Here is a 25,326-nt window from a genome sequence, read left to right on the forward strand (position 1 = left end):
CTTATTCGCCTTTCAGCGCGCGCGTGAGCGTCTGGATGCGCCCGTTCAGGAAGGAGAGCGTCGACTGGTAGGCGACGGCGTTCTCGGCGAACTTGGTCTGCTCGGTGTTGAGCTCGACCGTGTTGCCGTCGAGCGAAGGCTGCAGCGGCACGCGGTATTTGGTCGCGGCTTCGATCGCCTGCGACATGCTGGCGCCCGGCTGCTCCGCCGCGCTCAGCGCCGAAGCGAAATCGATGTCCTTCGCCTTGAACCCCGGTGTGGAGGCATTGGCGATGTTGGAGGCGAGCAGGCCCAGCCGCTGCGAGCGCAGCGCCAGTGCCTTTTCGTGCACGCCAAACAGATCGTCACCCAGTGCCATGTCGGCCCCTCGCGAATGTTGCGCGGGATTATGTGCAACGGCCGTGCCAACTGGCCTCTGGGCGGCGCCACGACCCCGAACCGGCAGCGACCGGCAACATCTTGCCGCCGCACGGCAATCCGGCTTGCCGGTCCGGCTGCCAAGCCTGTCACTCGCGCGATTGGCCCGGCTCTTGCTGAACACGAGCGCGATGATCGATGCATCCGCTCTCGCTATTTTCCTCGACCCCGTCGCCCTGGCGATCGTGGGGGGCGGCACCTTGCTGGCGACCGCTGCGCGCGGCCCGCTTCAGGATACCGTGAACGCGCTTCGGGCGCTGTCCGTGCTGGTGCGCCGTCCGTTCGACTTCGGTCCGGCCCGCGCCGAGCTCGCCCATGCCGAGCGTGTGGCCAGCGCCAAGAGCTTGCTCGCGGTCGACTCGCACTTGCTGAAGGACGCCGATGTGGCCCGCGGCGTCGAGGCGGTCGCGGACGGCGCCGGGCCCGACGAGGTCGAGCAGCTGCTCAACCGGCTGCGGATCGACCGGCACGAACGGCATGTGGTCGTCCACGATTTCTGGTCGGCCGCTGCCGAAGCGGCCCCTGCGATGGGCATGGTCGGCACGCTGATCGGCCTGGTGCGGATGTTCCGGTCGATGGACGATCCGGCGACGATCGGCGCGGCGATGGCGATCGCGCTGCTTGCGACGCTATACGGCGCGCTGTTCGCCAATCTGGTGGCCGCGCCGATCGCTGCCCGGCTCGCGCGCCTCTCGCGCGCGGAAGAGAAGGAACGGCGCGCGCTGATCAAGCCGTTCCGCGCCTTTGCCGAGCGGGAGAAGCCCTTGCCGCGGAGCCGCGCCGCCTGATGCGCCTCGCTTTGCCCCGATCCGCGCGGCCGCTCTGGCTGATCACGCTCGCCGACCTGTCGCTCTTGCTGGTCGGCTTTTTCGTGTTCCTGCAAGCGACCGCGCACAAGTCGCAGCCCGAACAGGCGGCGATCCAGGCGGGCATCCGCCAGGCATTCGGAGGCGAAGCCGCGCCGCGGCTCGCCGTCGAGGCCAATGCGATCACCGGCTTTGCCGCCGGCAGCGCCGCGCTTCCCCGCGATGCTGCCGCAATCGCCGCCTGGGCGAAGGATGCGCTTTCCGACCCGCGCACCAAGCTGGTGGTCACCGGCTACGCCGACGGCTCGCCGTCCGATCGCGCCAGCGGCAGTGCGCTCGCGCTTGCCGGCCTTCGCGCCGAAGCCGTGGCGGCGACGCTCACCGGCATTGCGCCGGACCGTATCCGACTTTCCGCCGCGAGCGTGCCGGGCGCGCGCCGCGTCACCCTTACCATTTCCTACGATCCCTGACGGAGCCGAACCATGCTCTCTTTCTTCCTCATGGCCGTGGCAGCGCCGACGGACCTCACGCTCCTCGACCGCGCCGCGGAGATTTTCGCCGGCGCGCCGCGCGGCACGCCGGGCGGCCCGCTGGCGCCGATCGACCGGCGCCTGCGCCTTGCCGCGTGCGGCTCCAGCCCGGAATTCACCTGGCGCAGCGATGCGCACGACGCGATCGTCATCCGCTGCCCGGATAATAATGGCTGGCGAATCTTCGTCACCGTCGCTGCCGCACCGGCCGCGGTGCAGGCGACGGCGGTCAAGGCCGAGCCGGTCATTCGCCGTGGCGATCCCGTCACGATGGAGGCCGGCCGCGACGGTTTCGCGGTCAGCGCCGACGGCATCGCGATGAACGATGCGGCGCCCGGCGCCCGGCTTCAGATCAAGGTGGAAGGCGCGAAAGCGCCGGTCCAGGCGATCGCCGTCGAAGCCGGCAAGGCGACGCTTCCCGGCTGGTGAGCAACTTTTTCTAAAGGTTCTCCGCAACCGGCCGTTTCAGTCATTCGGAACCCTCGCTAGCCAGGAAAGGACGCGGGCATGATTGATCCGATCGGCGTAACGCCCGGCACCGTCCCCAGCGGACGCGTCGAAAGCGATGGCAAGGCCAAGGTCGTCCGCATCGATGCGGTGCGCGCAGCCGAGCCGGCGGTGGTTGCGGAAACCAGCGTGCGGGAAACCGCAAAGGCGCTTGCTTTCCGCCCGCCGGTGGATCTGGAGCGCGTCAGGCAGATCAAGCAGGCCCTTGCCGACAAGGGCTATCCGATCGTTCCGTCCACGATCGCCGACAGGATGATCGAGGCGCAGATGAGATGGGTGGACAACAAATGACGCGGACCGAAGCGCTGAAGGCGGTGATCGCCTCGCTGCAGAACGAGCTGGCGGCGTTGAAGAGCTTCGACATCGAGGCGCTGGCGGCCGCGACCGCGGAAAAGGAAGGCCGGATCGGCGTGCTTGCCGCGCGCAACGACAATCCTGTCTCGACCGAGGAACGCGCCCTTGCCGAAGAGGCGATGCGCCTGAACGAAACCGCGCGCGCCTATGTCAATCTGATGAGCGCGAACGTGAAGCAGCGCCTTGAAGCGCTGACCGGCATTCGCCCGGTCGCCTACGCGCCGACGAGGGCGGTGGCGTAATCTAGCCCCTCTCCCGCGAGCGGGAGAGGGAGGGGCCCGCCGCGAAGCGGTGGGAGGGTGAGGGGCTGTTAAGGCTCGGCGCCCATTACCCTCACCCCGCTCGCGCCCGCAGGCGCGAGTCGCCCTCTCCCGCAAGCGGGAGAGGGGCTGTTAACCAGAACTGGCACAGGTCTTGCTGATGTCGTCCCGAAAATAACCGGGACTCGTGAATGACCGTCGCGACGCTTCAATCGCTGCTTTCGACCGGAGGGGTTCAGTCCGCTATTCAGCGGGCGAGCCTGAAGACCGGCGTCGACTTTTCCTATCTGCTTGGCCAGGCGCAGGTCGAATCCAGCCTGCGCCCCGATGCCAAGGCGAGCACCAGCAGCGCCTCTGGCCTCTATCAGTTCGTCGAACAGAGCTGGCTCGGCGCGGTCAAGAAGCATGGGGCCGAGCACGGCCTCGGCTGGGCCGCGGACTCGATCAGCCAGGGCGCGAACGGCCGCTATTACGTCTCGGACACGGCGACCCGCGATTACATCCTGAAGCTGCGCAACAACGCCGACGTCTCGTCGCTGATGGCGGCCGAATATGCGTCGGACAACAAGGCCGAGCTGCAGACCGCGCTGGGCCGCGACGTCGGCGGCGTCGACCTCTATATGGCGCATTTCCTGGGCGTCGGCGGCGCGAAGAAGTTCCTGACGGCGCTGAGCAGCGATCCCGGCGCCTCTGCCGCGCAGCTCTTCCCGGCCGCGGCCGCGTCGAACCGCGGCGTGTTCTTCGGCGAGGGCGGCCGCGCCCGTTCGGTCTCCGAAATCTACGACCGCTTTGCCGCCAAGCTGCAGAAAGGCGCGGAGGTTGCCGCCGGCGGCAATGCGTTGCCGGCCATTGCCGCTCCCGGCAAGATCGACCCGCTGCAACTCGCGGTGATCGAGCAGGACGCCGACCGGCCGGAGGTCGCGACGCTCGATCAGCTTCTCGCCTCGGCCGACAAGAGCTCGCTGATGCGGCCGTCGCCGGCCAATGCGCAGCTCGCCTATATGCTGCTCGCGAGCATGGGGGCGTAACCGGTGGCATCGCTCGCTCTCACCCCCGCCGCCGCGGGCAAGGCCGGCCGCCTGGCCGCGCTTCCTGCCGGCATCCTGATCCTCGTGCTCCTGATGGTCGTGCCGATCCCGGCCGGCCTGCTCGACGTCTTCTTCGTGATGAACATCATGATGTCGATCGCCGTGCTGATGGTCGCGCTGAACGCCGAAAAGCCGCTCGACTTCTCCAGCTTCCCGACCGTTCTGCTGCTGTCGACCCTGTTCCGCCTGTCGCTGAACGTCGCCTCGACGCGCGTCGTGCTGGTGCACGGGCATGAAGGGAAAGCGGCCGCGGGCCATGTCATCGAGGCGTTCGGCGCCTTCCTGATCGGCGGCAATTATGTCGTCGGCCTGCTGGTTTTCTCAATCCTCGTCATCATCAACATGGTGGTGATCACCAAGGGCGCGGGCCGCGTGTCCGAAGTGTCGGCGCGCTTCACTCTCGACGCCTTGCCCGGCAAGCAGATGGCGATCGACGCCGATCTGAACTCCGGCCTGATCACCCCCGACGAAGCCAAGGCGCGGCGCGTCGAGACCTCGGTCGAGGCCGATTTCTACGGCTCGATGGACGGTTCGTCCAAGTTCGTGAAGGGCGACGCGGTTGCGGCGCTGCTGATCCTGGGCGTGAACGTCGTCGGCGGGCTGATCATCGGTGTTGCCAGCCACGGCCTCGGCGTGTCGGAAGCCGCCAAGACTTACGTCCTGCTCGCGGTCGGCGATGCGCTGGTCGCGCAGATTCCGGGCCTGTTGCTGTCGATCGCCGCGGCCGCCATCGTCACCCGCGTCGCTTCCAGCCATGACCTTGCCGGCCAGATCGGCTCGCAATTCGCTTCGCCCCGCACCTGGGCGCCGGTCGCCGCGATCCTCGGCATTATCGGCGTGCTGCCCGGCATGCCGCACATGATCATGCTGCCGGCGGCCGCGCTGGCGGGCTTTGGCGCGTGGAAGCTGTCGAAAGCCAAGACCGCCGCGGATGCGATCCCGGCGCCGGCAAACGACGACACGCCGGCCGATCTCAGCCGCATCGACTGGTCCGAAGTGTCGGACGCGATGCAGGTCAATCTGGAAATCGGCTACGGCCTCGTGCCGCTGGTGGACGAGCGTCAGGGCGCGCCGCTGATGGCGCGCATCACCGGCGTGCGACGGCAGCTCTCGAAAGAGCTGGGATTCGTCGTCCCGCAGGTGCGGGTGCGCGACAATATCTCGATCGCACCCTACAATTACCGCATCCTGGTCAACGGCGTCGTCGTCGGCGAGGACACGGCCTCGCCGGACGAAATGCTGGCGCTCGACACCGGCCAAGCGATCGGCCGCTTGCCCGGCAAGCAGGCCAAGGACCCGACCTTCGGGCTGGACGCGGTCTGGATTTCGCCGAACGACGCCGATGCGGCGACTGCCGCGGGCTTCATGGTCGTCGATGCCGGCACGGTCATCGCGACGCACCTCAACCACCTGCTGGGCGCACATGCCGCCGAGCTGCTCGGCCCCGACGAAGTGCAGAGCCTGCTCGACCGGCTGAAGGAATCGGCCGCGCAGCTCGTCGCTTCGCTGTCGCCGACGCCGGTGCCGCTGACGACGCTTACGCAAGTGCTGCGCTCGCTGCTCGCCGAAGGCATTCCGCTGAAGGAATTCCGCCGCATCGCCGCCGCCATCGCCGTCGCCGCGCAGCGGACGCTCGATCCGGAGGAGCTGGTCGAAGCGATCCGTCCCGATCTCGGCGCGCTGATCATCCAGCGGCTGTGCGGTCCGCGCGAGGCGCTCAAGGTGATGACCCTGGAGGGTGGGCTCGAAGCCATTCTCGGCCAGGCGGTCCGCTCCGATCCGTCGAACCGGCACATGGTCGAGCCGGAGCTTGGCCGGCGGATCATCGACGCCTTGCAGCAGGCCGCGCGGCCGCTGATCGCCGCCAACCAGCCGTTCGCCCTCGTCGTGCAGCCGGCCGTCCGGCTCGCCGTCCGCAAACTCGTCCGCGCGTCGCTTCCCGACACGCCGGTGATGAGCTTCCTCGAAGTCCCTGAAGACAAGGCCGTCGAAGTGGTCGCCGTGATCGGCGCCCCCGAGCGGCTGGCCGCGTGAGGTCAATAATGGCTACGCAACCGCTTTCCTCCCCCACCTACACGCGCACCGGAGCCAATCCGGCGGCTGCCAATGAAGCGCTGATCCGCGAGCATATGCCGCTGGTCCGCCGCATCGCCTGGCACGTGCACGGATCGGTCTCGAGTTCCGTCGAGGTCGAGGATCTGGTGCAGACCGGCCTCGTCGCCTTGGTCGAATCCGCCTCGAGCTTCGAGGATCGCGGGCAGGTCACCTTCGCCCAATATCTCTCCACCCGCATTCGCGGCGCGATGATCGACGAGCTCAGGCGCCAGGCGACGATCACGCGCGGGGCGATGCGCCGCCGCCGCGAGATTGCCGAGGCCGAGTCTGCGTTATCCGTTCAGCTTGGGCGGCCGCCGTCCGACGAGGAGCTGGCCTTCCAGCTCGGCGTGCCGACCGAACGGTTGCGGCAGGAACGGGACGCGGCCCAGCCGGTCCGGTTCGAGCCGATCGACGGCGTCTATACCGACGACAATCCCTGGTTCATGAGCGAGGACCCGAACCCGTTCGAGCTGCTGGAAAGCGAGGATCTGCGCCAGGCGCTGATCGCCGCGATCGGCAAGCTTTCCGAGCGCGAGGCGCAAGTGATCCAGCTCTATTATGTCGAGGAACTCAACCTCGAGGAAATCGGGCTGGTGCTGGGCGTCGGCGCGGCGCGCGTCTGCCAGATCAAGAAAAGCGCGCACGACCGGCTGAAAAAAGCGCTCGAAGCGCGGATCGGCTGAGCGTCAGACCACCTCGACCGAGACTCGCTGCTCGTTCATCGTGACCGGCCCGAAGCTGGTGAGGAAGGCGACATCCGCGGCATCCCGTCCGACGCCGATCTTCGCCATCTGCCCTTCCTGCGCCATGCCGGTGGCGTCGACGAGATGCCATTCGCCGCCCAGAAACACTTCGGCGACGGCGTGGAAATCCGGCGGCTCGACCTTCGGCGCATAGACCGAGGCGAAGCGCGCCGGCACCCCGCCCGCCCGGGCGAGGGTGATCAGCAGGTGCGTGAAGTCGCGGCAGACGCCCTGCCGTTCGACGAACGTGTCGGTCGCGGTCGTGCTCGAGCGACTTGCGCCCGGTGTGTACAGGATGTTTTCGCCGATCCAGTCGCGCACCGCGGCCACGCGCGCGCCGCCGCGCACCGTGCCGAACGTGCGGTTGACAAAGGGCTGGAAACGGTCGGACGGGCAATAGCGGGACGGCAGCAGATACTGGACAGTCTCGCCAGGCAGCAGGTGCGGCGGCACTTCAGGCAGGGTGGAGATATCGGCCAGGATGCGATTGATCGCGACCGTCGCGCTATAGTCCACCGTCAGCCCGCGCTCCGCCTGGACCCAGATGCGATCCCCGATCCCGTCCTGCGCGGCAACGCGCGCGATATGGGTGCATTCCGAGAGCCGCGTGGACGCATCGGCGACGGATTGCTCAGGGATAGCGGCGGCTTCGATCTGAAGCAGGATGTCCGTGGGGGCATCGAACGCATAGTCGAGCCGCGCTTCGACCCGCAGCTTCATTGCGCCTTGTCGTGCAGGAAGGCGCGGATTGCTTTGTTCACTTCGTCCGGCGCTTCCCAGGTGACGAAGTGCCCCGCGTCGACTTCATCGACGGTGAGGTCGTCGACATAGGCGGAGAGGCCGTCGAGCTGCACCGGCAGCAGCGCCGTGTCGCGCATGCCCCAGATCACCAGCACCGGCATCTTGAGGGTGGGGAAAGGGGCATCCAGAAACGCCGGCCGCTCGATCTGCTCGTCGGTTGCCGGCACGATGACGGCCGAGGCACGGTACCAGTTCAGCATCGCCGTGAACGCACCCGGCGTGCGCCACTGGTCGAGATAGGTCTCCTTCTCTTCCTCGCTCAGCAGCTTGCCGTCGGCGTGGCGCATGAAGCTGATCTCGAAGAATTTCTCCAGGCCCATCGCGCCGAGCTTGGTCTCGAACAGCGGATCGCGGAAGGTGCGGATATATTGCGAGGCCTCGCGCTGGCCGCGGTCCTCGATCAGAGTGCGCTGGAAAACGAACGGATGCGGCGCGTTGGCGATGATGAGGCGCTCGATCCGGTCGGGATGCTTCAGCGCCGCCATCCAGGCGATCGCGCCGCCCCAATCGTGGCCGACCAGGGTGAACCGTTTCAGCTCCAGCGCATCGGCAAGCGCGATCAGGTCGGCGACCGGCTTGTCGGGCGCATAATCCTCGACGTTGGGCGGCTTCGACGACCCGGCATAGCCGCGCTGATCAGGCGCCACGACGAAATATTCGTCGGACAGGTCGGCGAGCTGGTGCCGCCATGTGCGGTGCGATTCGGGAAAGCCGTGCAGGAAGATCAGCGCTTCGCCGTCGCGCGGGCCGCCGAACGTTACGTCAAGCTCGACGCCGGTGGGCAGATGAAAGCGTTGCTGCTGCAGGGTCATTCATGTTCTCCTTGCCCGCCCGGAATGTCCCTAGCCTTTCGGCCCCGGCAAGGTCGAGACCTTACCAGGTGAGCGGCGCCACGCGCCGGATCATCACGCTCCAGAAGAACACGCCGGACAGGCTGACGGCTGCCGCGACCGCGAAAGCCGCACTGAAACCGCCGGTCCGGTCGACCAGCCAGCCGGTGAAGGCAGGCGCGACGATGCCTGCGAAATTGCCGATGCAATTCTGGAAGCCGATCCATTTGCCTGCGGCGCAGGGTCCGGCCAGCGTCTGCCCCGTCGCATAGATATTGCTGCCGGTCATGCCCGAGAACACGCCGCTCACCAGCAAGGCTGCAATCGCGACCGGCGCGGTCCCGACCGCGGCGGCGACCATGCACACGCTCGTCAGCGCGCATCCGCCCGCCATCATGGTCTTGCGCGCGCGGTTCGGGGTCGCGCCGGCTGCGATCCAGCGATCGGGCAGCCATCCGAACAGGATCGCGCTGCCGCCCTGCACGACGTAGATGATGCCGCCGAGCGTCGCCATCTGGACGAGCGTGAAGCCGTGCGCCTTGACGAGATACAGCGGCAGCCAGGCGAGCATGAAGTAGAAGCTGTAAGTGACCGCAAAATGCCCCAGCGCCGCGCCCCAGGCCTCTCGTCGCCTCATGATCGAGAGCAGCGGCGGACAGCGGTTCGTCGAGGCGTGAGGCGCGACGCCGTTACGCGGCAGCCTCAGCCACGGTATCAGCCAGAGCAGCGACAGCAGGCCGAAGCCGATAAAGCTGGTTCGCCAGCCATAGGCTGCCATGACCATGCCGCCGACGTAAATGCCGAAGGCCGGTCCGATCGACAGCCCGAGCGCCGTCGCGGCGTTGGCCTGACCGTAGCGCTCCGCCGGCACATGGTCCGCGAACAGCTTGGAGCTGCAGGGGAAGGCGACGCTCTCGCCGAGCCCGAGCAGCAGCCGCAGCAGGAGCAACGAGACGAAACCGCCGGCGAAGCCGGTCAGGATCGTCGCCACGGCCCACAGAGCGAGCCCGGCGGCCAGCACCAGATGGGCGCTGAAGCGCTGAGAGAGATGCCCAGCCAGCAATTGCGCGGGCGTGTAGGTCCAGAAGAAAGCGGAGACGAGCAGGCCGAAGGCGGTGTTGCTCAGCCCCATCTCCGCTTTGACCAGCGGGCCTGCGGTCGCGAGATTGCCGCGATCGACATAGTTGATGAAGATCATCAGCCCCGCCAGCCCGACCATCCAGGTCACGGGCGACGGCGCACGTGCGGCGATCGCTGACGTTGCCATTGGCTCCCCCTCCAGGGCGGACCGTGACACGATTTGCGGCGCGCTCCAAACGCCGCGGCAAGCCGTTGGAATCAGGGATAGCTGACGGTGAGCGGCACCTCGGGAAGCGGGATGAACTCGTCCGAATCGCCCGGAACGAGCGGGAAGCGGCCTTCCTTCCAGTCGTGTTTCGCCTGGTTGATCCGGTCGCGGCTCGACGAGACGAAGTTCCACCAGACGTGGCGCGGCGTCGCAAAGGCTTCGCCGCCGAGCAGCATCGCGCGTGCGCCGGTGTCGGAATGCAAGCGCATCGGCACGCCCGGTTTCAGGATGTAGAGCGTATAGAGATCGAGCGGCGCGCCATCGAGACTGGCCGCGCCTTCCGCCACCACGATTGCCCGCTCGTCCGCGCCGGCGTCGATCGGCACCGACGCGCCGGGCGCGAGACGGATATCGGCATAGATGGTCTCGGCATAGCAAGTCGTCGGCGCGGTCCGGCCCCAGAGGGAGCCCATGATCACGCAGGCATTGACGCCGTCGCCCTCGATCTTCGGCAGATCCTCGGCGGCGACCTGCTCGAACGCCGGGTCGATGTCCTCGCGCCCGTCCGGCAGGGCGAGCCAGGTCTGCATGCCGGACATGATCGCGCCGCCCTGCCGTTCGGAGGCTGGCGAGCGCTCCGAGTGGACTATGCCGCGGCCGGCCGTCATCAGATTGACCGCGCCGGGCTCGATCGTCGCGAAAGTGCCCAGCGAATCGCGATGGTCGATTGCGCCGCCGAACAGATAGGTTACGGTGGCGAGATTGATGTGCGGGTGCGGGCGCACGTCCATGCCGTCGCCGGGCGCGAGCTGCGCGGGGCCGAATTGGTCGACGAAGATGAAGGGCCCGACCATCGTCCGCGGCTTCGATGGCAGGGTCCGCCGCACCTTGAAGCCACCGAGATCGTGCGTGGTGGGGGTGATGGTGAGGGTGAACAGATCGGACATAGTTTCTCCCCTCCCGCTTGCGGGAGGGGCCGGGGGTGGGCCTGACACGCGCTGCGGGCATTCAACCTTGCCCACCCCTAACCCCTCCCGCAAGCGGGAGGGGAACTATTCTCCCGGCGCTTTGGTCACCATTGCGAGCGCGTGCACCCGGTCGCGCAGCAGGTCGGCGAGCGCGGCGTTGACCATGCGCTGGCGGGCGACGCGGCTTTGCCCCGCGAAGGCCGCGCTCACCACCGTTACCGTGAAGTGGCTTTCGCCGCGTGGATCGTGCCCGGCATGGCCGCGGTGTTTCGCGCTGTCGTCGATCACGTCGAGCCGCTCGGGAGCAAGCGCTTCCGTCAGCCGTTTTTCGATTTCGGCCGCAACCGGCCCCTTAACCGTCTCCGTCATCGGCCCCATATAGCCGGTTTTGCCCGGATCAGAATGCGCCCGCCCAAGGATCGTCCCAATGCCCGTTTCCACGGCCGTGTCGAAGGCGCGGCCGACCGCTGCGCATGGCCGGGCTGTGCCGAGGCCGGCGAGTTCCGCGCGCCGCCTTCCGGGGATAGCCGCGCGCCCGACGCGCCGCCAGAATGGCGCTGGTTCTGCCTGGATCACGTTCGCGAGTTCAACTCCGGCTACAACTTTTTCTCCGGCATGAGCACCGAGGAGATCGAGGCGGCGCAGCGCCCCTATGCCGGCTGGGAGCGGGAGACGCGGGCCTTCGCCCATACCGGCGCCGACCGCCCGCCGCGCTGGGACGATTTCTCCGATCCGCTCGATGCGATCAGCGCCCGCTTCCGCCAGGCGGCGCCGAAGCCGCGCGACGACGGCAAGCCGCTATCGGGAGAGAATCGACGCGATCTCGATACGCTGGGGCTGGAGGCCAATGCCGACCGTCATGGCCTGCGCAAACGCTATACCGAGCTCGTCCGGCGCTATCACCCGGACCATAATGGCGGCGACCGCAGTCACGAGGCGCGGCTGCAAAAGGTGATCGACGCGTATCAGCGGCTGAGGAAAGCGCCGGCTTTCGCCTAGATATCGACGACGGCCGTGAACCCGCCGAAGATCATGCGCTTGCCGTCGAAAGGGACCGGCACTTGCTCGGAGCGCGGGTCTTTGGGGAGCTCTTTGAAGGCGGCGTCGCGCGTTTCCTTGTCGGGCCATTCGATCCAGGCAAAGACCACGATCTCCCCTTCGCCGAGCGCGACCGAGCGGCGGAAATCGGTGACCTTTCCATCCGGCACATCGTCTTCCCAACATTCGACGACCCGCAGGGCACCGTATTCGCGAAATATGGCGTCGACATGCCTGGCATGTTTGAGAAACTTTTCGCGGTTTTCGCGGGCGACCGGGATCACGAAGCCGTCGACATAGGTCATCTCACGCTTCCTGCCTGAAATCGGCGAGCTGGGCGGCGAGCGCGCGCTGGAAAGCCGGCCGGGCCTCGCCGCGCTTCACATAGGCGGCGAGCGTGGAGTGAGGTGCGAGCGCCGGCGTGCCGGTGAAGATGCGCAGCACCGCGACCATCATCAGGTCGCCGACGCTGAATTCGCCTTCCAGCCAGTCGCGGTCGCCGAGCCAGGTGGCGAGTTGGTTGAGGCGTTTGGTCGCCTGCTCGAACACCTGCGGCCGCCGCTCTTTCGTCCAGGCCTCGTCCTTGTGGAAGAAGTCGATCTCGGCGAGCTGCTGGGTGATCGGCTCGATGCTGTTGAGCGCTGCGACCACCCATGTCCTGGCCTTGGCGCGCCCGGCAGGGTCCGCGGGCAGCAGGCCCGGCCAGCGTTCGGCGATGTGGATGACGATCGCGCCCGATTCGAAGATGCGGACCTGATCGTCGCGATAGGCCGGCACCTGCCCGAACGGCTGCTCCTGCAGATAATCGGCGGGGCGCTCGGCCATGACGTCAAGCAGGCGCACCGAATAGGGCTGGCCCACTTCCTCCAGCGCCCAGCGGACGCGCAGGTCGCGGACATGGCCGCGCGCGAAATCCGGCACCCATCGATAGGCGCTGACCGTAATATCCGCCGCCACAAAGCCTCTCCTGATCTAATAGTTCACCTTGGGAAAGAAGGTCTCGCCCCGGCCTTCCGGCGTCATGTCGAGCAGCGCCCAGAGCGGGTCGATCGCATCGAGCGCGCGGTGGTTTTGCCCCGGATCGTCGGGCGCGAAGACCAGTTCGCTGCCCCAGATGTGCCGGATCGTGCCGTCCCCCTCCTTGCGGAAGACGTTGAGCATCGGCTCGTCCCAATTCTCGTCGGGCTTGTAGCCGCGCTGCTCGCGCATCGCGGGGGTCAGCGCGGCGGTGTTGCCGTAATAATGCGAAGGGTAGGCATTGCCGGCGGTGGAGAGCATCGAAAGATGGTTCCAGCCACGGCCATGCGCCCAGCCGGCAAGCCGCGCGATCGGCGAGCGTGCGACGACATGCAGGGCCGCGCGCTGCGTCACATGGCGGGCCGCGCCGTCCAGGCTGTCGAGCAGATGCGTGCAGCCGGGGCAGGGGCTGTCGCGCTCCGGCCCGAACATGTAGCTGTAGAGCAGCAGCGTCGAATGTTCGCCGAATAGCTCCGAGAGCCTGACGGGCTCGGGCCGGAAATGGGCGCCGATCCGCTCGAACACATAATCCTCGGGCACTTCGCCGCCGGGCGGAAGCGCGCGGCGCATCGCGGCGACTGTTTCGGTCTGGCGACGCAGCGCGATCTCGGCGTCGAGCAGCGCGTTGCGTGCTTCGCGATACGCCGCGCTTTCGTTCGGGAACGCCATGCGCGCGAAATCGCCCATGACTCAGGCCTCCGCCCTTGCCCGCTCTGCCAGCTCGGCGAGCTGCTCGGCGACCTTGCCCCATCCATCGGCGAAGCCCATTGCCTGATGCTGCTGCTTGGCGACCTCGGTCCAGTGGCGCGCGCGGCCGGTGTAACGGGTCTTGTCGCCTTCCGCTTCGAACTCGAAGAAGCCGATTATGAACGGTCCTTGCGGCGTCCAGTCGCCCTTGAACGCGTCGGTGAAGACGACGCGCTTGCCGGGGATCGCCTCGAGGATGATCCCTTCCATGCGGTTCTCCTCGCCGTTGGGGCCGTACATCACGGTGTTGGAGCGGCCGCCGGCGCGCAGATCCCAATCGACCTCCGCGCGCCAAGGCTTGGGACAGAACCATTCGTTGGTCTGCTCGGTGAACACCCGCCAGACGACGTCGATCGGCGCGTCGATCAGCCGCGTCACCGACAGTTCGAGATTGTCGCTCATTCCTTCCCCCTCATTTCTTGATCGGGCAGCCGATCGACCAGAGATGGCCGAACGGGTCGCGGACCTGGCCGTAGCGGTCGCCCCAGAATTGGTCGCCGATCGGCAGCACGACTTCGGCACCCGCGGCAGTCGCGGCGTTGAACCACTTGTCGGCATCGTCGACCTGCAGATGGAGCAGCACGCCAGCCGGGGCGGGGGCTTCGCCGCCGCCGCGATGCTCGGGGAAATCGTCGTGCAGCATCAGCGACGTGTCGTTCACCGTCAGATGCGCATGCATCAGCCGCTTCTTGTCGTCGGCGGGCACGCGGATATGCTCGGTCGCGCCGAAGGCTTTGGCGTAGAACTCGATCGCCTCGGCGGCGCGACCGTCGCGGATCGTGAGGTGCGGCGTCAGCCCCGTTCTGGGTTCCTGATCGGCCTGGTTGTCCATGTCTCTCTCCTCTCAGTCTCTGTCCGGCGCGCCCAGCGGGAAGAAGGCGCGATAGGGCCGCGCTTCGTCGACGCAGCGGACGATGGAGCGGCGGGCGAGCAGCCGCGCGCGATAGGCTTTGACGTTGGCGAGCTCGTCCGGGATCCGGTGCACCCAATCGGCATAGAACAGTGCCGGGCCGAAGGCGCAGTCGGCCAGGCTGAACGCGCCGGCAGCCGCCCATTCGCGCCCCGCCATCCAGCCGTCGAGCCAGCGATAGGCGGTCTCCAGCTTCGTCTTTACCTGCTCGACTTCGATCGGATCGCGCCGTTCGGGCGGGCGCAGCGCGTCGCCGACGACGCACTGCATGTTGAACATGATGTAGTTGTCGGAAATGCGATCGAGCATCCGGACCTCCAGCGCCGCCTTCGGATCGTCCGGGATCAGCCGGACCGGGCCCGGATGATAGAGCTGCAGATGCTCGATGATCGTGCTCGCTTCCATCACCGGCTGGCCATCGTCGACGAGCAGCGGGAATTTGCCGATCGGCCAGAGACGCCCGAAGGCCGCGCCGTTCTCCGGCTCGTCCGGGCCCAGCGCGCGAAACGTGAAGGGCAGGTCGTTCTCGTAGAACGCGATCAGCGCCTTCCAGGTGTAGGATGAGAAGGGATGGCCGTAGAGCTCCATCACCATGTGCCCTCCGCCATGCGCCGTTGCCGTTCCGTCTCGCGCGTGCTGGCGACAGGCGGCGGCTGATGCGGCGCTTCGGCCGGAATCGGCCCGGCGGGCTCGTAGGTCGCGACCACAGTGCCCGCGGAGGAGACCATGTGATCGACCATCCTGAGCGCGCCAGGCGGCGTGCCCTCGCCGAACAGCCTTTTGCCTTTGCCCAGCGTCAGCGGGTAGGTCATCAGCACCAGCCGATCGAGCAGCCCCGCCGCCAGCAAGCCGGGATAGATTGTGCTCGATCCCCAGATCCTGAGCTCGGGCCCGTCGCCCGCCTTCAGCGCCGCGACATCGTCGATGCTTTTAAGACGATGGCTGTTCTCCCATTGGAGCGGCTGGTCGCCATGCGTCAGCACATATTTCGCGGCGCGCGTGAAGGCCTCGCCGATCCCGGTCATCTCGCCTTCGACATAGGGCCAATAGGCGGCAAAGATGTCGTAGGTGCGCCGGCCGAGCAGCAGGTCGTATTCGCCGCCGAGCAACGGGCCGAGCGTCTCGTCGGCTTCAGGATCAGGGAATTTGAACTGCCAGCCGCCCTGGTCGAAGCCGCCGGTCGGGTCCTCGCTCTCGCCGCCCGGCGCTTGCATGACGCCATCCAGCGACTGGAAGACCGCGCCGACGATCCTACGCATCGGCGGTTTCGCCCGCCAGCGCGCGCTCGATCGTCGCGATGTCGATCTTGCGCATCGTCATCATCGCTTCCATCGCACGCTTGGCCGCCGCCTTGTCGGGATTGGTCGTCGCGGCGAGCAGCATCCGCGGCGTGATCTGCCATGAAAAGCCCCAGCGGTCCTTGCACCAGCCGCACGCGCTTTCCGCGCCGCCGTTGTTCACGATGGCGTTCCAATAGCGGTCGGTTTCCGCCTGATCGTCGGTCAGCACCATGAAGCTGACCGCCTCGTTCGGCTTGAAGTTCGGACCGCCGTTCAGCCCGACGAAGGATTGTCCCAGCACCGTGAACTCGACGGTCAGCTCCATTCCCTGCTCGCCGCCGGGAAAGTCGGTCGCGGCGTCATGCGCCGGGCCGACATGACTGTCAGGGAAGGTGGCGGCGTAGAATTCCGCCGCCTTGCGCGCCTCGCCATGATCGAACCACAGGCAGGTCGTCAGCTTGTTCGCCATCGTCTCTCTCCTCAACCGTTATTGGCGGGCGCAACCAGCCCGAAATGCACGCCTTCCGGGTCCTGAGCGTTGATCACCCATTCCCCGCCGGGCACTTCCATCGGTCCCTGGAGAACCGTGCCGCCGCCCTTCCTGATCTGCGCGATTGCGGCCTGGATTTCGGGCACGCGGAAGTAGAAGCCCCAGCCGGAATGGCCTTGCGGCGGCGTCTTCATCACCGCGCCGACCGCCTCGCCCTTGCTGTCGCCATTGGCGATGAAGCTGTAATCGCCCATCTCGCCCATCGGCATTGCGCCGACCTTGGTGACGTTGAACGCGGCGCCATAGAAGGCGAGCGCCGCGTCGGCGTCGGGCGTCAGCAGTTCGTTCCAGCTCACATGGCCGACGCCGTGCCGGGCATAGGCCGTGCTGTTCTCGTCGCTTGCCCCGCGCATCACATAGATCGGCACGCCCTGCGGGTCGCTGACCATGGCGATGCGGCCGACGTTCGGCGCGTCGAACGCCGGCAGATGGACCTGGCCGCCGGCCTTGACCACCGCGTCGACCGTCGCGTCGACGTTATCGACGCCGAAATAGCCCATCCAGAGCGGCTTTGCGCCTTGTGAGATCATGTCCGGGGTGAGCCCCATGACGCCGCCGGCCATGCCGTCCGGCGCGACGATCATCCGATAGTCGATGCCGCCGGGCTGCGGCCCGCCGATGTCCCAGCCGACCACCGGATCGTAGAACGCCTTGGCCGCCGCCGTGTCCGCAGTCATCAGCTCGTACCAGATGAAGGAGCCGTGCGCGTTAGGCATTGGCCGGTTCCTTCGCGTTCGCCGTGTCGAGCACCGGATCGAACCCGCCCCAGAACATGCGCGGGCCGGCCATCGGCATCTCGCCCTCCGGCTTCATCCGCTCGTCCGCCATCACGGCGGCCCATCCGGCGTCGCGGGTCGCCTTGTCCCGCCATTCGATGAAGGAGAAGACGACCGTCTCGCCTTCCTCCGCTTTCACGGCGCGATAGAAGTCGGTCGCCTTGCCGTGCGGCACATCGTCGGCAATCGCCTCGACCACGCGGGTCGCGCCATGTTCGCGGAAGAGCGGCGCGGCCTTGGCGGCCATTGCGCGATAGGCCTCTTCCTTGCCGGGCAGCACCGGCACGACATAGCCGTCGTGATAGCCGCCCTGGCCGCTGCCTTCGTCGACGAGCGTGCGGAAGCCGCCGACGATCATCCGCTTTCCATCGAAGGGCATCTCGCCCATGTCCGCCATGCGCGGATCGCTCATTATCTTCGCGTTGGCGGCGTCGCGTGCTTCCCGTGACGGATATTCGAACCAGGCGAAGACGATCTTCTCGCCCGGTTCCGCATTCACCGCCTTGCGGAAATCGGTGACCTTGCCTTCGGGCACGTCGCTTTCCCAGGCCTCGACGTGGCGGGCCACGCCGAACTCGCGCGCGATCGGCGCGAAGTGCTTCGCATGGGCCACATAGGCGTCCTTGTTCGCCTCGGGGACGGACACCACGAATCCTTCGATGTAGGTCATGCTGCTTCTCCTGCGCTTGAAATCAGGCGGCCGCCGGTTCCCTGGCGTCGGCCATCCCGGCGAGTGCGGCGTCGACGTCCATCCAGAACGGTCCGAAGCCGTGGCCGTCGGGGTCCTCGAACGCGCGGCTGTACATGAAACCCTCGTCCTCGGGGCCGTGCAGCTCGCGCCCGCGGGCGGCGATCGCGGCTTCGCTGACAGCGTCGACATCCGCCCGGCTGTCGAACGACAAGGCGATCAGTGCGCCGCTCGTCGTTTTCGCGTCGATGATCTGCTTGGGCGTGAAGGTTGCGTAGAATTCATGGGTCAGCAGCATGAAACTGACCGTGTCGGACCATTTCATCGCCGCGGCCTTTTCGTTCGAAAAGCGCGCGTCCCTGGTGCAGCCGATCGCTTCGTAGAAGCGAACCGAGCGGTCCAGGTCCGTAACCGGCAAGTTCACGAATATCGATTTCGCCATCTCGTCTTCTCCCTTCGGCCGCTCGTTCGGCGACTCGACTGTTGCGTTTGATGTGCGATCGAGTTATTAAAAGCAACCAGAAAGTTAGAAAAAGTGACTCGAACTCCCAAACTGCCTCGGGAACGCTGGTATGACGATGCGTGCGGCACGGCGATGGCGCTGGAGCTGGTCGGCGAGCGCTGGTCGCTGCTGATCCTGCGCGAGCTGATGTTCGGCCCGCGCCGCTTCGGCGAGCTGAAGAGCGGGCTGCCGGGCATCAGCGCCAATGTGCTGACCCAGCGGCTGGAAGGGATGGAGACATCCGGCATCCTCATTCGACGCAAGCTCCCGCCACCGGCGTCTGTCCAGGTCTATGAGCTGACACGCCTTGGTTACGCGGCGGAGACAGTGGTCAAGGAGCTCGGGCGCTGGGCGGCGCAATCGCCGCTCCACGACCCGACGCTGCCGCTGTCCGCCGCCTCGATCATGCTCTCCTTCCGCACCATGCTCAATGCCGGGCGTGCCGAGGGGATCGACGCGCAGATCGGCTTCCGATTCGGCGACGAAGAGTTTCGGGGCCGCCTGACCAAAGACGAGATCGCGATCCATCGCGGAGAGGCGGCGGGGGCGGACCTCATCTTCACCGGCACGCCGGTCACGCTCGCTGCTGCCGTTTACGGCGGGGTGCCGTTGCAAGAGCTCGAACAGGCCGGAGCGCTGACGATCGAGGGCGACAGGGCGCTCGCGGCGCGGTTCGTCACCTTGTTTCCGCTGCCGGACAAGCTCATCTGAAGGTTGCCGCGCGCGCCGCGCGCCCGTAACGCGGACTCGTCATGACCGATATCGCCAATATTCAGCCCGACAGCCGCGACAGCACGCTCCTCGAGGCGCCCGACAAGCAGATCAGCGTGCGCGACGTGTTCGGAATCGATTCGGACATGATGTGCCCCGCTTTCAGCGAGCCCGACGAGCGCGTGCCCGATCTCGATCCGGCTTACGTGTTCGATCCGGACACGACGCTCGCGATCCTTGCCGGCTTTGCGCACAACCGCCGCGTGATGGTCCAGGGCTATCACGGCACCGGCAAGTCGACGCATATCGAGCAGGTCGCGGCGCGGCTGAACTGGCCGTGCATCCGCATCAACCTGGACGCGCATATCAGCCGCATCGACCTGGTGGGTAGGGACGCGATCGTGCTGCGCGACGGCCAGCAGGTAACGGAGTTCCGCGAAGGCCTGCTGCCCTGGGCGCTGCAGCACCCGGTCGCGCTCGTTTTCGACGAATATGACGCGGGCCGCCCGGACGTGATGTTCGTGATCCAGCGCGTGCTGGAGACCGAAGGCAAGCTGACGCTGCTCGACCAGAACCGCGTCATCCGCCCGAACCATCATTTCCGTCTGTTCGCGACCGCGAACACGGTCGGCCTCGGCGACACGACCGGCCTTTATCACGGCACCCAGCAGATCAATCAGGGTCAGATGGACCGCTGGAACATAGTGGTCACGCTCAATTACCTGCCCGCGCAGGTCGAGGCGCAGATCGTGATGGCCAAGTCGGGCGAATACGATCAGCCCGAAGGCAAGAAGGTCGTCGACAACATGGTGAAGGTGGCGGAGCTGACGCGCCAGGGTTTCATCGCCGGCGACATCTCCACCGTGATGAGCCCGCGCACCGTCATCACCTGGGCGCAGAACGCGATGATCTTCGGCGATGTCGGCTTCGCCTTCCGCCTGTCGTTCCTGAACAAGTGCGACGAAGCCGAACGCGCGCTGGTCGCGGAATATTACCAGCGCGTCTTCGGCAAGGACCTGCCCGAAAGCGTCGTCGGGAAGGTTTAGGCCGCGACCGCGCGCCGCCGCTTCCAGCGGAGCGCCGTGCCCATGCCGCCGAAGCCCAGAATCAGCAGCGTCCAGGTCTGCGCTTCGGGCACGGCGGTCACGCGGCCGATCGTGAAATCGTCCATCGCGAATCGGCCGGAGCTCTGGCGGAAGTGGACTTCGTCGATGCTCATGTCGGTGAAGAAGTTCACATAGGTATAGGCGCTCGAATAGGCGGACGGGTCGTTCTTGAAGCCCGCCTTGGCGGCGCTGTCGACCAGGCTCCAGGTGCCGAGGCTCGCGCCCTTCGAGAACAGCTCGATCGTGTTCTTGCCGTCCAGCGCTTCGGTGCGGAAGCTCAGATACTGTACGCCGCGGTCGAGCTTCACGCTCGCCTGATCGGTGGTGAAAACATAGGCCGAGCCGCCGAAGCGGTTGTTGCCGGCATCGGCGCTGGCGAGCTTGAAGCCGGTGAAGGCCGCGCCGACGTTGGAGCCGCCGAAGCTGGAGCGAAAGTCGTCGCGCGTCGCGTCCGAGAAATTCTCGACCCGGCCGCCGGCCGCGATCATCGCCTGCGTGGTGGGCGAGGTCTCGACATACACCGAGACCCAGGCCTGCGCCGGCATCGCGAGTCCTGCCGCCAGAACCGCGCCCATCACCATTTTCTTCATTGCTCTTGGCCCCCAATCGAAATCAAGCGCGGCCTTAGCGCAGCGAAGGTTGACCGATCGTTAGGCAGCGCGACATGGAGGATTCGTGGCGAACGATTCCCCTCTCGACCGCTTTCGTTCCGTCCTGACCGGGGCGTCGCGCGCGCTGGCGCACGAGCCGGAGCTGGAGCTGGCCTTCACTGCCGATGCGCCCAGCCAGTCGGGCAAGAATGTGCGCGTGCCAATGCCGGCGCGCTCGCTGCCGCCCGAGCAGGTCGCGGAAGCGCGCGGCTTTGCCGACAGCTTCTCGCTGCGCCTGCGCCACCATAATGCGGCGCTGCACGTGAAAGGCGCGCCGCACGAGGCGGTCGCGCGCGCCGTGTTCGATGCGGTCGAGACGGCCCGGGTCGAGGCGCTTGGCTCGCGCGGCATGGCGGGCGTCGCCGCCAATCTCGGCCATGCACTCGACATGCGGATGAAGTCGGACCCGATCACGCGCGCGCGTTCGGCCGACGAAGTGCCGCTCTCGACCGCGTTGCAATTGCTGGTGCGCGAACGGCTGACCGGCCAGACGGCGCCCGAAGCGGCCAAAGCGGGGCTCGACCTCGTTCGCGGCTGGATCGAGGAAAAGGGCGGCTCGGACCTCGATGCGCTCGCCCTCGCGCTCGACGACCAGTCCGCTTTCGCCCGGCTCGCCACCAAGCTGCTCGAAGATCTCGAGCTTGTCGATGCCGAAGCCGAGCCGACGGAGGATCAGGACCAGGGCGAGGATGGCGAAGGCGAGGAGCCGGAGGAAGGCGAAGAGGGCGAGGATCAGGACGAAGGCTCGTCGGGCGCCGATGGTGAAATCCAGTCCCGCGCCGAACGCTCGGAAGGCGACGACACCGACAGCGAAAGCGGCGAGGCCGAACAGGATTTCGAGGCCGAGGTCGAAAGCCAAGCCGGCGACGATGGCGACGAAGGCATGCTGCCCGTCCGCCCGAACCGGCCCTTCTCCGACTTGTCACCCCAGTTCGATTACAAGATCTGGAGCACGCGGTTCGACGAAGTGATCGAAGCGAGCGAACTGTGCGACGAGGATGAGCTCGGCCGCCTGCGTGCCTATCTCGATCCGCAGCTCGTCCATCTGCAGGGGGCGGTGACGAAGCTCGCCAACCGCCTGCAGCGCCGCCTGATGGCGCAGCAGAGCCGGAGCTGGGACTTCGATCAAGAAGAAGGTCTGCTCGACGCCGCGCGACTGGCGCGCGTGGTGGTCAATCCCACCCACTCGCTCAGCTACAAGATCGAGAAGGACACGGACTTCAAGGACACGGTGGTGACCTTGCTGCTCGACAATTCGGGCTCGATGCGCGGGCGGCCGATCTCGATCGCGGCGATCAGTGCTGATATCCTCGCTCGCACGCTAGAGCGGGTTGGCGTCAAGACCGAGATTCTGGGCTTCACCACGCGCGCCTGGAAAGGCGGCCAAGCGCGCGAGGACTGGCTGGCGCAGGGTCGGCCGCCGCATCCGGGACGCCTCAACGATCTCCGTCACATCGTCTATAAGCGCGCGGACGAGCCGTGGCGCCGCGCGCGCAAGAGCCTTGGCCTGATGATGCGCGAGGGGCTGCTCAAGGAGAATATCGACGGCGAGGCTTTGCTCTGGGCGCATAATCGGCTGATCGGCCGGCCCGAGGAGCGCAAGATCCTGATGGTCATTTCCGACGGCGCGCCGGTCGACGATTCGACGCTCTCGGTGAACAGCGGCTCCTACCTCGAAAAGCATCTGCGCCAGGTGATCGCCTGGATCGAGAATCGTTCGCCGGTGGAGCTGGCTGCGATCGGCATCGGCCATGACGTCACCCGCTATTACCAGCGCGCCGTCACGATCATGGACGCGGAACAGCTCGGCGGCACGATGGTCGAGCAATTGGCGGGACTGTTCGACGCCCCCTGAACGCCCGCTGCGCTCGCGCGTTGGACCGTGAAAGCAGCAGGAGCGCATCATGTCCGACACCGACGTCCAGCCGATGATCCACGAGGACCCGCAGCCGGGTCGCGAATCGCAGCTCGAGCCAAAACCCGACTGGACGCCGCGCTATCCGGGCTCCGGACGGCTGCAGGGCAAGGTCGCGCTGATCACCGGCGCCGATTCGGGCATCGGCCGCGCAGTCGCAGCCCTGTATGCGCGCGAGGGCGCGGACGTGGCGGTCGTCTATCTGCGCGAGCATGACGACGCGCAAAAGACCTGCGAGATTGTCGAAGGCGAAGGCCGCCGCGCGATCCGCATCGCCGGCGACGTTGGCGACAAGGATTTCTGCAAACAGGCGGTCGAGCGGACCGTCGCCGAGCTCGGCGGGCTCGACATTCTCGTCAACAATGCCGGCGAGCAGCATCCGGACAAGCAGATCGAGGACATCACGGAGGAGCAGCTCAAGCGCACCTTTCAGACCAACATCTTCGCAATGTTCTATCTGGTCCAGGCGGCGCGGAAGCATCTCTCCAAGGGCTCGGCGATCGTCAATTGCACCAGCGTGACGATGTACAAGGGCTCGTCTGAGCTGCTCGACTATTCGGCGACCAAGGGCGCGATCACCGCCTTCACCCGGTCATTGTCCGAAAATCTGATCAAGGACGGCATCCGCGTGAATGCCGTGGCGCCAGGTCCGATCTGGACGCCGCTGAACCCGATGGGCGGCGCGACGCCGGAGAAGCTCAAGGATTTCGGCAAGAACACGCCGATGGGCCGCCCCGGCCAGCCGAACGAGGTCGCGCCGGCGTTCCTGTTCTTGGCGTGCGAGGATTCTAGCTACATGTCGGGGCAAGTGCTGCACCCGAATGGGGGCGAGATCGTGAATGGGTGACCAAGCCCCTCTCCCGCTTGGGCGGGAGAGGGAGGGGCCCAAGCCGTAGGCTTGGGAGGGTGAGGGCCGTTGCTGGTCTCGGAGCCCATGACCCTCACCCCGCTCGCGCCCGCAGGCGCGAGTCGCCCTCTCCCGCTTGCGGGAGAGGGATGAGGTTCACCCCGGCAGCTTCTCGGTCAGTTCCGGCACCACCTTGAACAGGTCCCCCACCAGGCCGATGTCGGCGACCTGGAAGATCGGGGCGTCCTCGTCCTTGTTGATGGCGATGATGGTCTTGGAGTCCTTCATGCCGGCGAGGTGCTGGATCGCGCCGGAAATGCCGACCGCGATATAGACTTCGGGAGCGACGATCTTGCCGGTCTGACCGACCTGATAGTCGTTGGGGACATAACCCGCATCGACCGCGGCGCGGCTGGCGCCGACCGCCGCCTTCAGCTTGTCGGCGAGCGGCTCGATGATCGCGTGGAAGTTCTCGCCATTCTGCAGCGCTCGGCCGCCCGAGACGATCACCTTGGCGCTGGTCAGCTCGGGCCGCTCGGACTTGCTGAGCTCCGCGCCGACAAAGCTCGACAGGCCGGCATCGCCGGTGGTGCCGATCTTCTCGACCTGGGCATTGCCCCCGTCGCGCGCCGCCTTCTCGAACGCGGTGCCGCGCACCGTGATCACCTTCTTGGCGTCACTGGACTGCACGGTCGCGATCGCGTTGCCGGCATAGATCGGGCGCGTGAAAGTGTCCGCGCTCTCGACCGAGAGGATGTCGGAAATCTGCATCACGTCGAGGAGTGCGGCGACGCGCGGCGCGACGTTCTTGCCAGTGGACGTCGACGGCGCCAGGAACGCGTCGCGATCGCTCATCAGGTTGACGATCAGCGGCGCCACATTCTCGGCCAGCTCATGCTCATAGGCGGCATCTTCGGCGAGCAGCACGAGATCGACGCCCGCGACCTTCGCCGCATGGTCGGCGACCAGCTCGCAATTGTGCCCGGCGACGAGGACATGCACTTCGCCCAGCTTGGCGGCGGCGGTCACGACGGCCAGCGTCGCGTCCTTCAGCACCTTGTTGTCGTGATCGGCGAGTACCAGCGTCTTCATGCGACAACTCCCAGGCTCTTTAGCTTGGTGACCAGCTCATCCACGTCCGCGACCTTGCTGCCGGCCTGGCGCTTCGGCGGCTCGGCGACCTTCAAGGTCTTCAGGCGCGGCGCGACATCGACGCCGTAATCGGCCGGCGTCTTCTGCGCCAAAGGCTTGGACTTGGCCTTCATGATGTTGGGGAGCGACGCATAGCGCGGCTCGTTCAGGCGCAGATCGGTGGTGATGATCGCCGGCGTCTTGAGGCTCACCGTCTCCAGACCGCCATCGACTTCGCGGGTGACGGTGACGGTGTCTCCCGACACTTCGACCTTCGACGCGAACGTGCCCTGCGGCTGCTTCAGCAGTGCGGCGAGCATCTGGCCGGTCTGGTTCGAATCGTCGTCGATCGCCTGCTTGCCGAGCACGACCAGCCCGGGCTGTTCCTCTTCCGCCACCTTGGCGAGCAGCTTGGCGACGCCCAGCGGCTCGACCTCGTCGTCGGTCTGAATGAGGATCGCGCGGTCGGCGCCCATCGCCAGCGCCGTGCGCAGCGTCTCCTGCGCCTTGGCCGGCCCGATCGAAACGGCGACGATCTCGGTCGCCGCACCGTTTTCCTTCAGGCGGATCGCTTCCTCGACCGCGATCTCGTCGAACGGGTTCATCGACATCTTCACGTTCGACAAATCGACGCCGGTGCCGTCGGGCTTCACCCGCGGCTTCACATTGTAATCGATCACCCGCTTCACGGGCACGAGGATCTTCATCTCGGACCTTCCTTCGATCTCAAGCGAACTCGCGCTCGCCAGTGACTAACGTTTACGCGAAC

33 protein-coding genes are annotated in these 25,326 nt (G+C 66.7%); 13 read left to right on the top strand and 20 right to left on the bottom strand.

What is annotated here, in order from left to right; all coding sequences use genetic code 11:
- Position 1 precedes the first annotated feature (1 nt).
- On the bottom strand, positions 2-358 hold the full coding sequence (locus tag ACFSCW_RS00330; protein ID WP_380885728.1) for a flagellar basal body rod protein FlgB: 357 nt from the start codon (positions 356-358) through the stop codon (positions 2-4).
- Positions 359-548: 190 nt separating this feature from the next.
- Between ACFSCW_RS00330 and ACFSCW_RS00335 the strand changes: the two genes are divergently transcribed.
- From ACFSCW_RS00335 to ACFSCW_RS00370, 8 genes are all read left to right on the top strand, one after another.
- Positions 549-1,205: a motility protein A gene (locus ACFSCW_RS00335; protein ID WP_380885730.1), complete on the top strand. Its 657-nt coding sequence runs from the start codon at positions 549-551 to the stop codon at positions 1,203-1,205.
- The gene (locus tag ACFSCW_RS00340) at positions 1,205-1,693 is read left to right on the top strand and encodes a hypothetical protein (protein WP_380885732.1); all 489 of its coding nucleotides are present in this window, start codon (positions 1,205-1,207) and stop codon (positions 1,691-1,693) included. Before ACFSCW_RS00335 ends, ACFSCW_RS00340 begins: the two co-directional genes overlap by 1 nt.
- Before the next feature lie 12 nt (positions 1,694-1,705).
- On the top strand, positions 1,706-2,182 hold the full coding sequence (locus tag ACFSCW_RS00345; protein WP_380885734.1) for a flagella basal body P-ring formation protein FlgA: 477 nt from the start codon (positions 1,706-1,708) through the stop codon (positions 2,180-2,182).
- A 78-nt stretch (positions 2,183-2,260) separates the two neighbouring features.
- Complete coding sequence (locus ACFSCW_RS00350; RefSeq protein ID WP_380885736.1) at positions 2,261-2,551, top strand: flagellar biosynthesis anti-sigma factor FlgM; 291 nt, start codon at positions 2,261-2,263, stop codon at positions 2,549-2,551.
- Positions 2,548-2,856: a flagellar protein FlgN gene (locus tag ACFSCW_RS00355; protein WP_380885738.1), complete on the top strand. Its 309-nt coding sequence runs from the start codon at positions 2,548-2,550 to the stop codon at positions 2,854-2,856. The genes ACFSCW_RS00350 and ACFSCW_RS00355 overlap by 4 nt, the downstream gene beginning before the upstream one ends.
- Positions 2,857-3,065: 209 nt before the next feature.
- The gene (locus ACFSCW_RS00360) at positions 3,066-3,902 is read left to right on the top strand and encodes a lytic transglycosylase domain-containing protein (protein ID WP_380885740.1); all 837 of its coding nucleotides are present in this window, start codon (positions 3,066-3,068) and stop codon (positions 3,900-3,902) included.
- Positions 3,903-3,905: 3 nt separating this feature from the next.
- The gene (gene flhA, locus ACFSCW_RS00365; protein WP_380885742.1) at positions 3,906-5,996 is read left to right on the top strand and encodes a flagellar biosynthesis protein FlhA; all 2,091 of its coding nucleotides are present in this window, start codon (positions 3,906-3,908) and stop codon (positions 5,994-5,996) included.
- Positions 5,997-6,004: 8 nt separating this feature from the next.
- On the top strand, positions 6,005-6,742 hold the full coding sequence (locus tag ACFSCW_RS00370) for a sigma-70 family RNA polymerase sigma factor (RefSeq protein WP_380885744.1): 738 nt from the start codon (positions 6,005-6,007) through the stop codon (positions 6,740-6,742).
- A 3-nt stretch (positions 6,743-6,745) separates the two neighbouring features.
- Here ACFSCW_RS00370 and ACFSCW_RS00375 read toward each other — a convergent pair whose 3' ends face one another.
- The 5 genes from ACFSCW_RS00375 to ACFSCW_RS00395 all read right to left on the bottom strand — a co-directional run bounded on the left by ACFSCW_RS00375 (position 6,746) and on the right by ACFSCW_RS00395 (position 11,058).
- Positions 6,746-7,522 (bottom strand): transglutaminase-like domain-containing protein, encoded by a 777-nt coding sequence (locus ACFSCW_RS00375; RefSeq protein WP_380885746.1) that lies wholly within the window; start codon positions 7,520-7,522, stop codon positions 6,746-6,748.
- On the bottom strand, positions 7,519-8,415 hold the full coding sequence (locus ACFSCW_RS00380; RefSeq protein ID WP_380885748.1) for an alpha/beta fold hydrolase: 897 nt from the start codon (positions 8,413-8,415) through the stop codon (positions 7,519-7,521). The genes ACFSCW_RS00375 and ACFSCW_RS00380 overlap by 4 nt, the downstream gene beginning before the upstream one ends.
- 61 nt (positions 8,416-8,476) lie before the next feature.
- Positions 8,477-9,700, bottom strand: coding sequence for an MFS transporter (locus tag ACFSCW_RS00385; protein ID WP_380885750.1), 1,224 nt, complete (start codon positions 9,698-9,700; stop codon positions 8,477-8,479).
- A 71-nt stretch (positions 9,701-9,771) separates the two neighbouring features.
- Positions 9,772-10,668: a pirin family protein gene (locus tag ACFSCW_RS00390; protein ID WP_380885752.1), complete on the bottom strand. Its 897-nt coding sequence runs from the start codon at positions 10,666-10,668 to the stop codon at positions 9,772-9,774.
- Between the two features lie 105 nt (positions 10,669-10,773).
- Entirely contained in the window at positions 10,774-11,058 is a 285-nt protein-coding gene (locus ACFSCW_RS00395) for a BolA family protein (protein ID WP_380885754.1), read from the bottom strand.
- 33 nt (positions 11,059-11,091) lie between these two features.
- Between ACFSCW_RS00395 and ACFSCW_RS00400 the strand changes: the two genes are divergently transcribed.
- Positions 11,092-11,688 (top strand): J domain-containing protein, encoded by a 597-nt coding sequence (locus tag ACFSCW_RS00400; RefSeq protein ID WP_380885756.1) that lies wholly within the window; start codon positions 11,092-11,094, stop codon positions 11,686-11,688.
- On the opposite strand, the gene ACFSCW_RS00405 is transcribed toward ACFSCW_RS00400, so the two are convergent.
- From ACFSCW_RS00405 to ACFSCW_RS00455, 11 genes are read right to left on the bottom strand one after another with little or no spacing between them, the layout of a single operon-like run.
- Entirely contained in the window at positions 11,685-12,032 is a 348-nt protein-coding gene (locus tag ACFSCW_RS00405; RefSeq protein WP_380885758.1) for a DUF1428 domain-containing protein, read from the bottom strand. The two genes, ACFSCW_RS00400 and ACFSCW_RS00405, sit on opposite strands and share 4 nt — an antisense overlap.
- Position 12,033: 1 nt before the next feature.
- Positions 12,034-12,684, bottom strand: coding sequence for a glutathione S-transferase family protein (locus tag ACFSCW_RS00410; RefSeq protein ID WP_380885760.1), 651 nt, complete (start codon positions 12,682-12,684; stop codon positions 12,034-12,036).
- 15 nt (positions 12,685-12,699) lie between these two features.
- On the bottom strand, positions 12,700-13,431 hold the full coding sequence (locus ACFSCW_RS00415) for a DUF899 family protein (protein ID WP_380885762.1): 732 nt from the start codon (positions 13,429-13,431) through the stop codon (positions 12,700-12,702).
- Between the two features lie 3 nt (positions 13,432-13,434).
- Positions 13,435-13,893, bottom strand: coding sequence for an SRPBCC domain-containing protein (locus ACFSCW_RS00420; protein ID WP_380885764.1), 459 nt, complete (start codon positions 13,891-13,893; stop codon positions 13,435-13,437).
- A 10-nt stretch (positions 13,894-13,903) separates the two neighbouring features.
- Positions 13,904-14,323 carry a VOC family protein gene (locus tag ACFSCW_RS00425; RefSeq protein WP_380885766.1) on the bottom strand — a complete coding sequence of 140 codons (420 nt, stop codon included), beginning with the start codon at positions 14,321-14,323 and terminating at the stop codon, positions 13,904-13,906.
- Between the two features lie 12 nt (positions 14,324-14,335).
- Positions 14,336-14,995, bottom strand: a complete 660-nt coding sequence (locus tag ACFSCW_RS00430; RefSeq protein WP_380885768.1) for a glutathione S-transferase family protein — start codon at positions 14,993-14,995, stop codon at positions 14,336-14,338.
- A complete protein-coding gene (locus ACFSCW_RS00435; RefSeq protein WP_380885770.1) occupies positions 14,989-15,660 on the bottom strand; it encodes a dihydrofolate reductase family protein in 672 nt (223 codons plus the stop codon). Before ACFSCW_RS00435 ends, ACFSCW_RS00430 begins: the two co-directional genes overlap by 7 nt.
- Positions 15,653-16,150 (bottom strand): VOC family protein, encoded by a 498-nt coding sequence (locus tag ACFSCW_RS00440; protein ID WP_380885772.1) that lies wholly within the window; start codon positions 16,148-16,150, stop codon positions 15,653-15,655. The genes ACFSCW_RS00435 and ACFSCW_RS00440 overlap by 8 nt, the downstream gene beginning before the upstream one ends.
- Before the next feature lie 11 nt (positions 16,151-16,161).
- Positions 16,162-16,947 carry a VOC family protein gene (locus ACFSCW_RS00445; protein WP_380885774.1) on the bottom strand — a complete coding sequence of 262 codons (786 nt, stop codon included), beginning with the start codon at positions 16,945-16,947 and terminating at the stop codon, positions 16,162-16,164.
- Positions 16,940-17,677: a DUF1428 domain-containing protein gene (locus ACFSCW_RS00450; RefSeq protein ID WP_380885776.1), complete on the bottom strand. Its 738-nt coding sequence runs from the start codon at positions 17,675-17,677 to the stop codon at positions 16,940-16,942. Before ACFSCW_RS00450 ends, ACFSCW_RS00445 begins: the two co-directional genes overlap by 8 nt.
- 22 nt (positions 17,678-17,699) lie before the next feature.
- A complete protein-coding gene (locus ACFSCW_RS00455) occupies positions 17,700-18,137 on the bottom strand; it encodes a VOC family protein (protein ID WP_380885778.1) in 438 nt (145 codons plus the stop codon).
- Between the two features lie 93 nt (positions 18,138-18,230).
- Between ACFSCW_RS00455 and ACFSCW_RS00460 the strand changes: the two genes are divergently transcribed.
- Both ACFSCW_RS00460 and cobS read left to right on the top strand, forming a co-directional pair.
- Entirely contained in the window at positions 18,231-18,908 is a 678-nt protein-coding gene (locus ACFSCW_RS00460; protein ID WP_380885779.1) for a winged helix-turn-helix transcriptional regulator, read from the top strand.
- Between the two features lie 41 nt (positions 18,909-18,949).
- Positions 18,950-19,954, top strand: a complete 1,005-nt coding sequence (gene cobS / locus ACFSCW_RS00465; protein WP_380885781.1) for a cobaltochelatase subunit CobS — start codon at positions 18,950-18,952, stop codon at positions 19,952-19,954.
- Here the strand turns inward: cobS and ACFSCW_RS00470 are convergent.
- A complete protein-coding gene (locus ACFSCW_RS00470) occupies positions 19,951-20,604 on the bottom strand; it encodes an Npun_F0296 family exosortase-dependent surface protein (protein ID WP_380885783.1) in 654 nt (217 codons plus the stop codon). The genes cobS and ACFSCW_RS00470 overlap by 4 nt on opposite strands.
- Before the next feature lie 85 nt (positions 20,605-20,689).
- Here ACFSCW_RS00470 and cobT point away from each other — a divergent pair, with 85 nt between their 5' ends.
- Together cobT and ACFSCW_RS00480 are read left to right on the top strand one after the other, a co-directional pair.
- Positions 20,690-22,519, top strand: a complete 1,830-nt coding sequence (cobT, locus tag ACFSCW_RS00475) for a cobaltochelatase subunit CobT (protein ID WP_380885785.1) — start codon at positions 20,690-20,692, stop codon at positions 22,517-22,519.
- Between the two features lie 49 nt (positions 22,520-22,568).
- Positions 22,569-23,426 (top strand): SDR family oxidoreductase, encoded by an 858-nt coding sequence (locus ACFSCW_RS00480; RefSeq protein ID WP_380885787.1) that lies wholly within the window; start codon positions 22,569-22,571, stop codon positions 23,424-23,426.
- A 156-nt stretch (positions 23,427-23,582) separates the two neighbouring features.
- Here ACFSCW_RS00480 and ACFSCW_RS00485 read toward each other — a convergent pair whose 3' ends face one another.
- On the bottom strand, positions 23,583-24,518 hold the full coding sequence (locus ACFSCW_RS00485) for an electron transfer flavoprotein subunit alpha/FixB family protein (RefSeq protein ID WP_380885789.1): 936 nt from the start codon (positions 24,516-24,518) through the stop codon (positions 23,583-23,585).
- On the bottom strand, positions 24,515-25,264 hold the full coding sequence (locus tag ACFSCW_RS00490) for an electron transfer flavoprotein subunit beta/FixA family protein (RefSeq protein WP_380885791.1): 750 nt from the start codon (positions 25,262-25,264) through the stop codon (positions 24,515-24,517). Before ACFSCW_RS00490 ends, ACFSCW_RS00485 begins: the two co-directional genes overlap by 4 nt.
- Positions 25,265-25,326 lie beyond the last annotated feature (62 nt).

Origin of the sequence: Sphingomonas tabacisoli, from assembly GCF_042678385.1 — a bacterium.
GTDB lineage: Bacteria > Pseudomonadota > Alphaproteobacteria > Sphingomonadales > Sphingomonadaceae > Sphingomonas_B > Sphingomonas_B tabacisoli.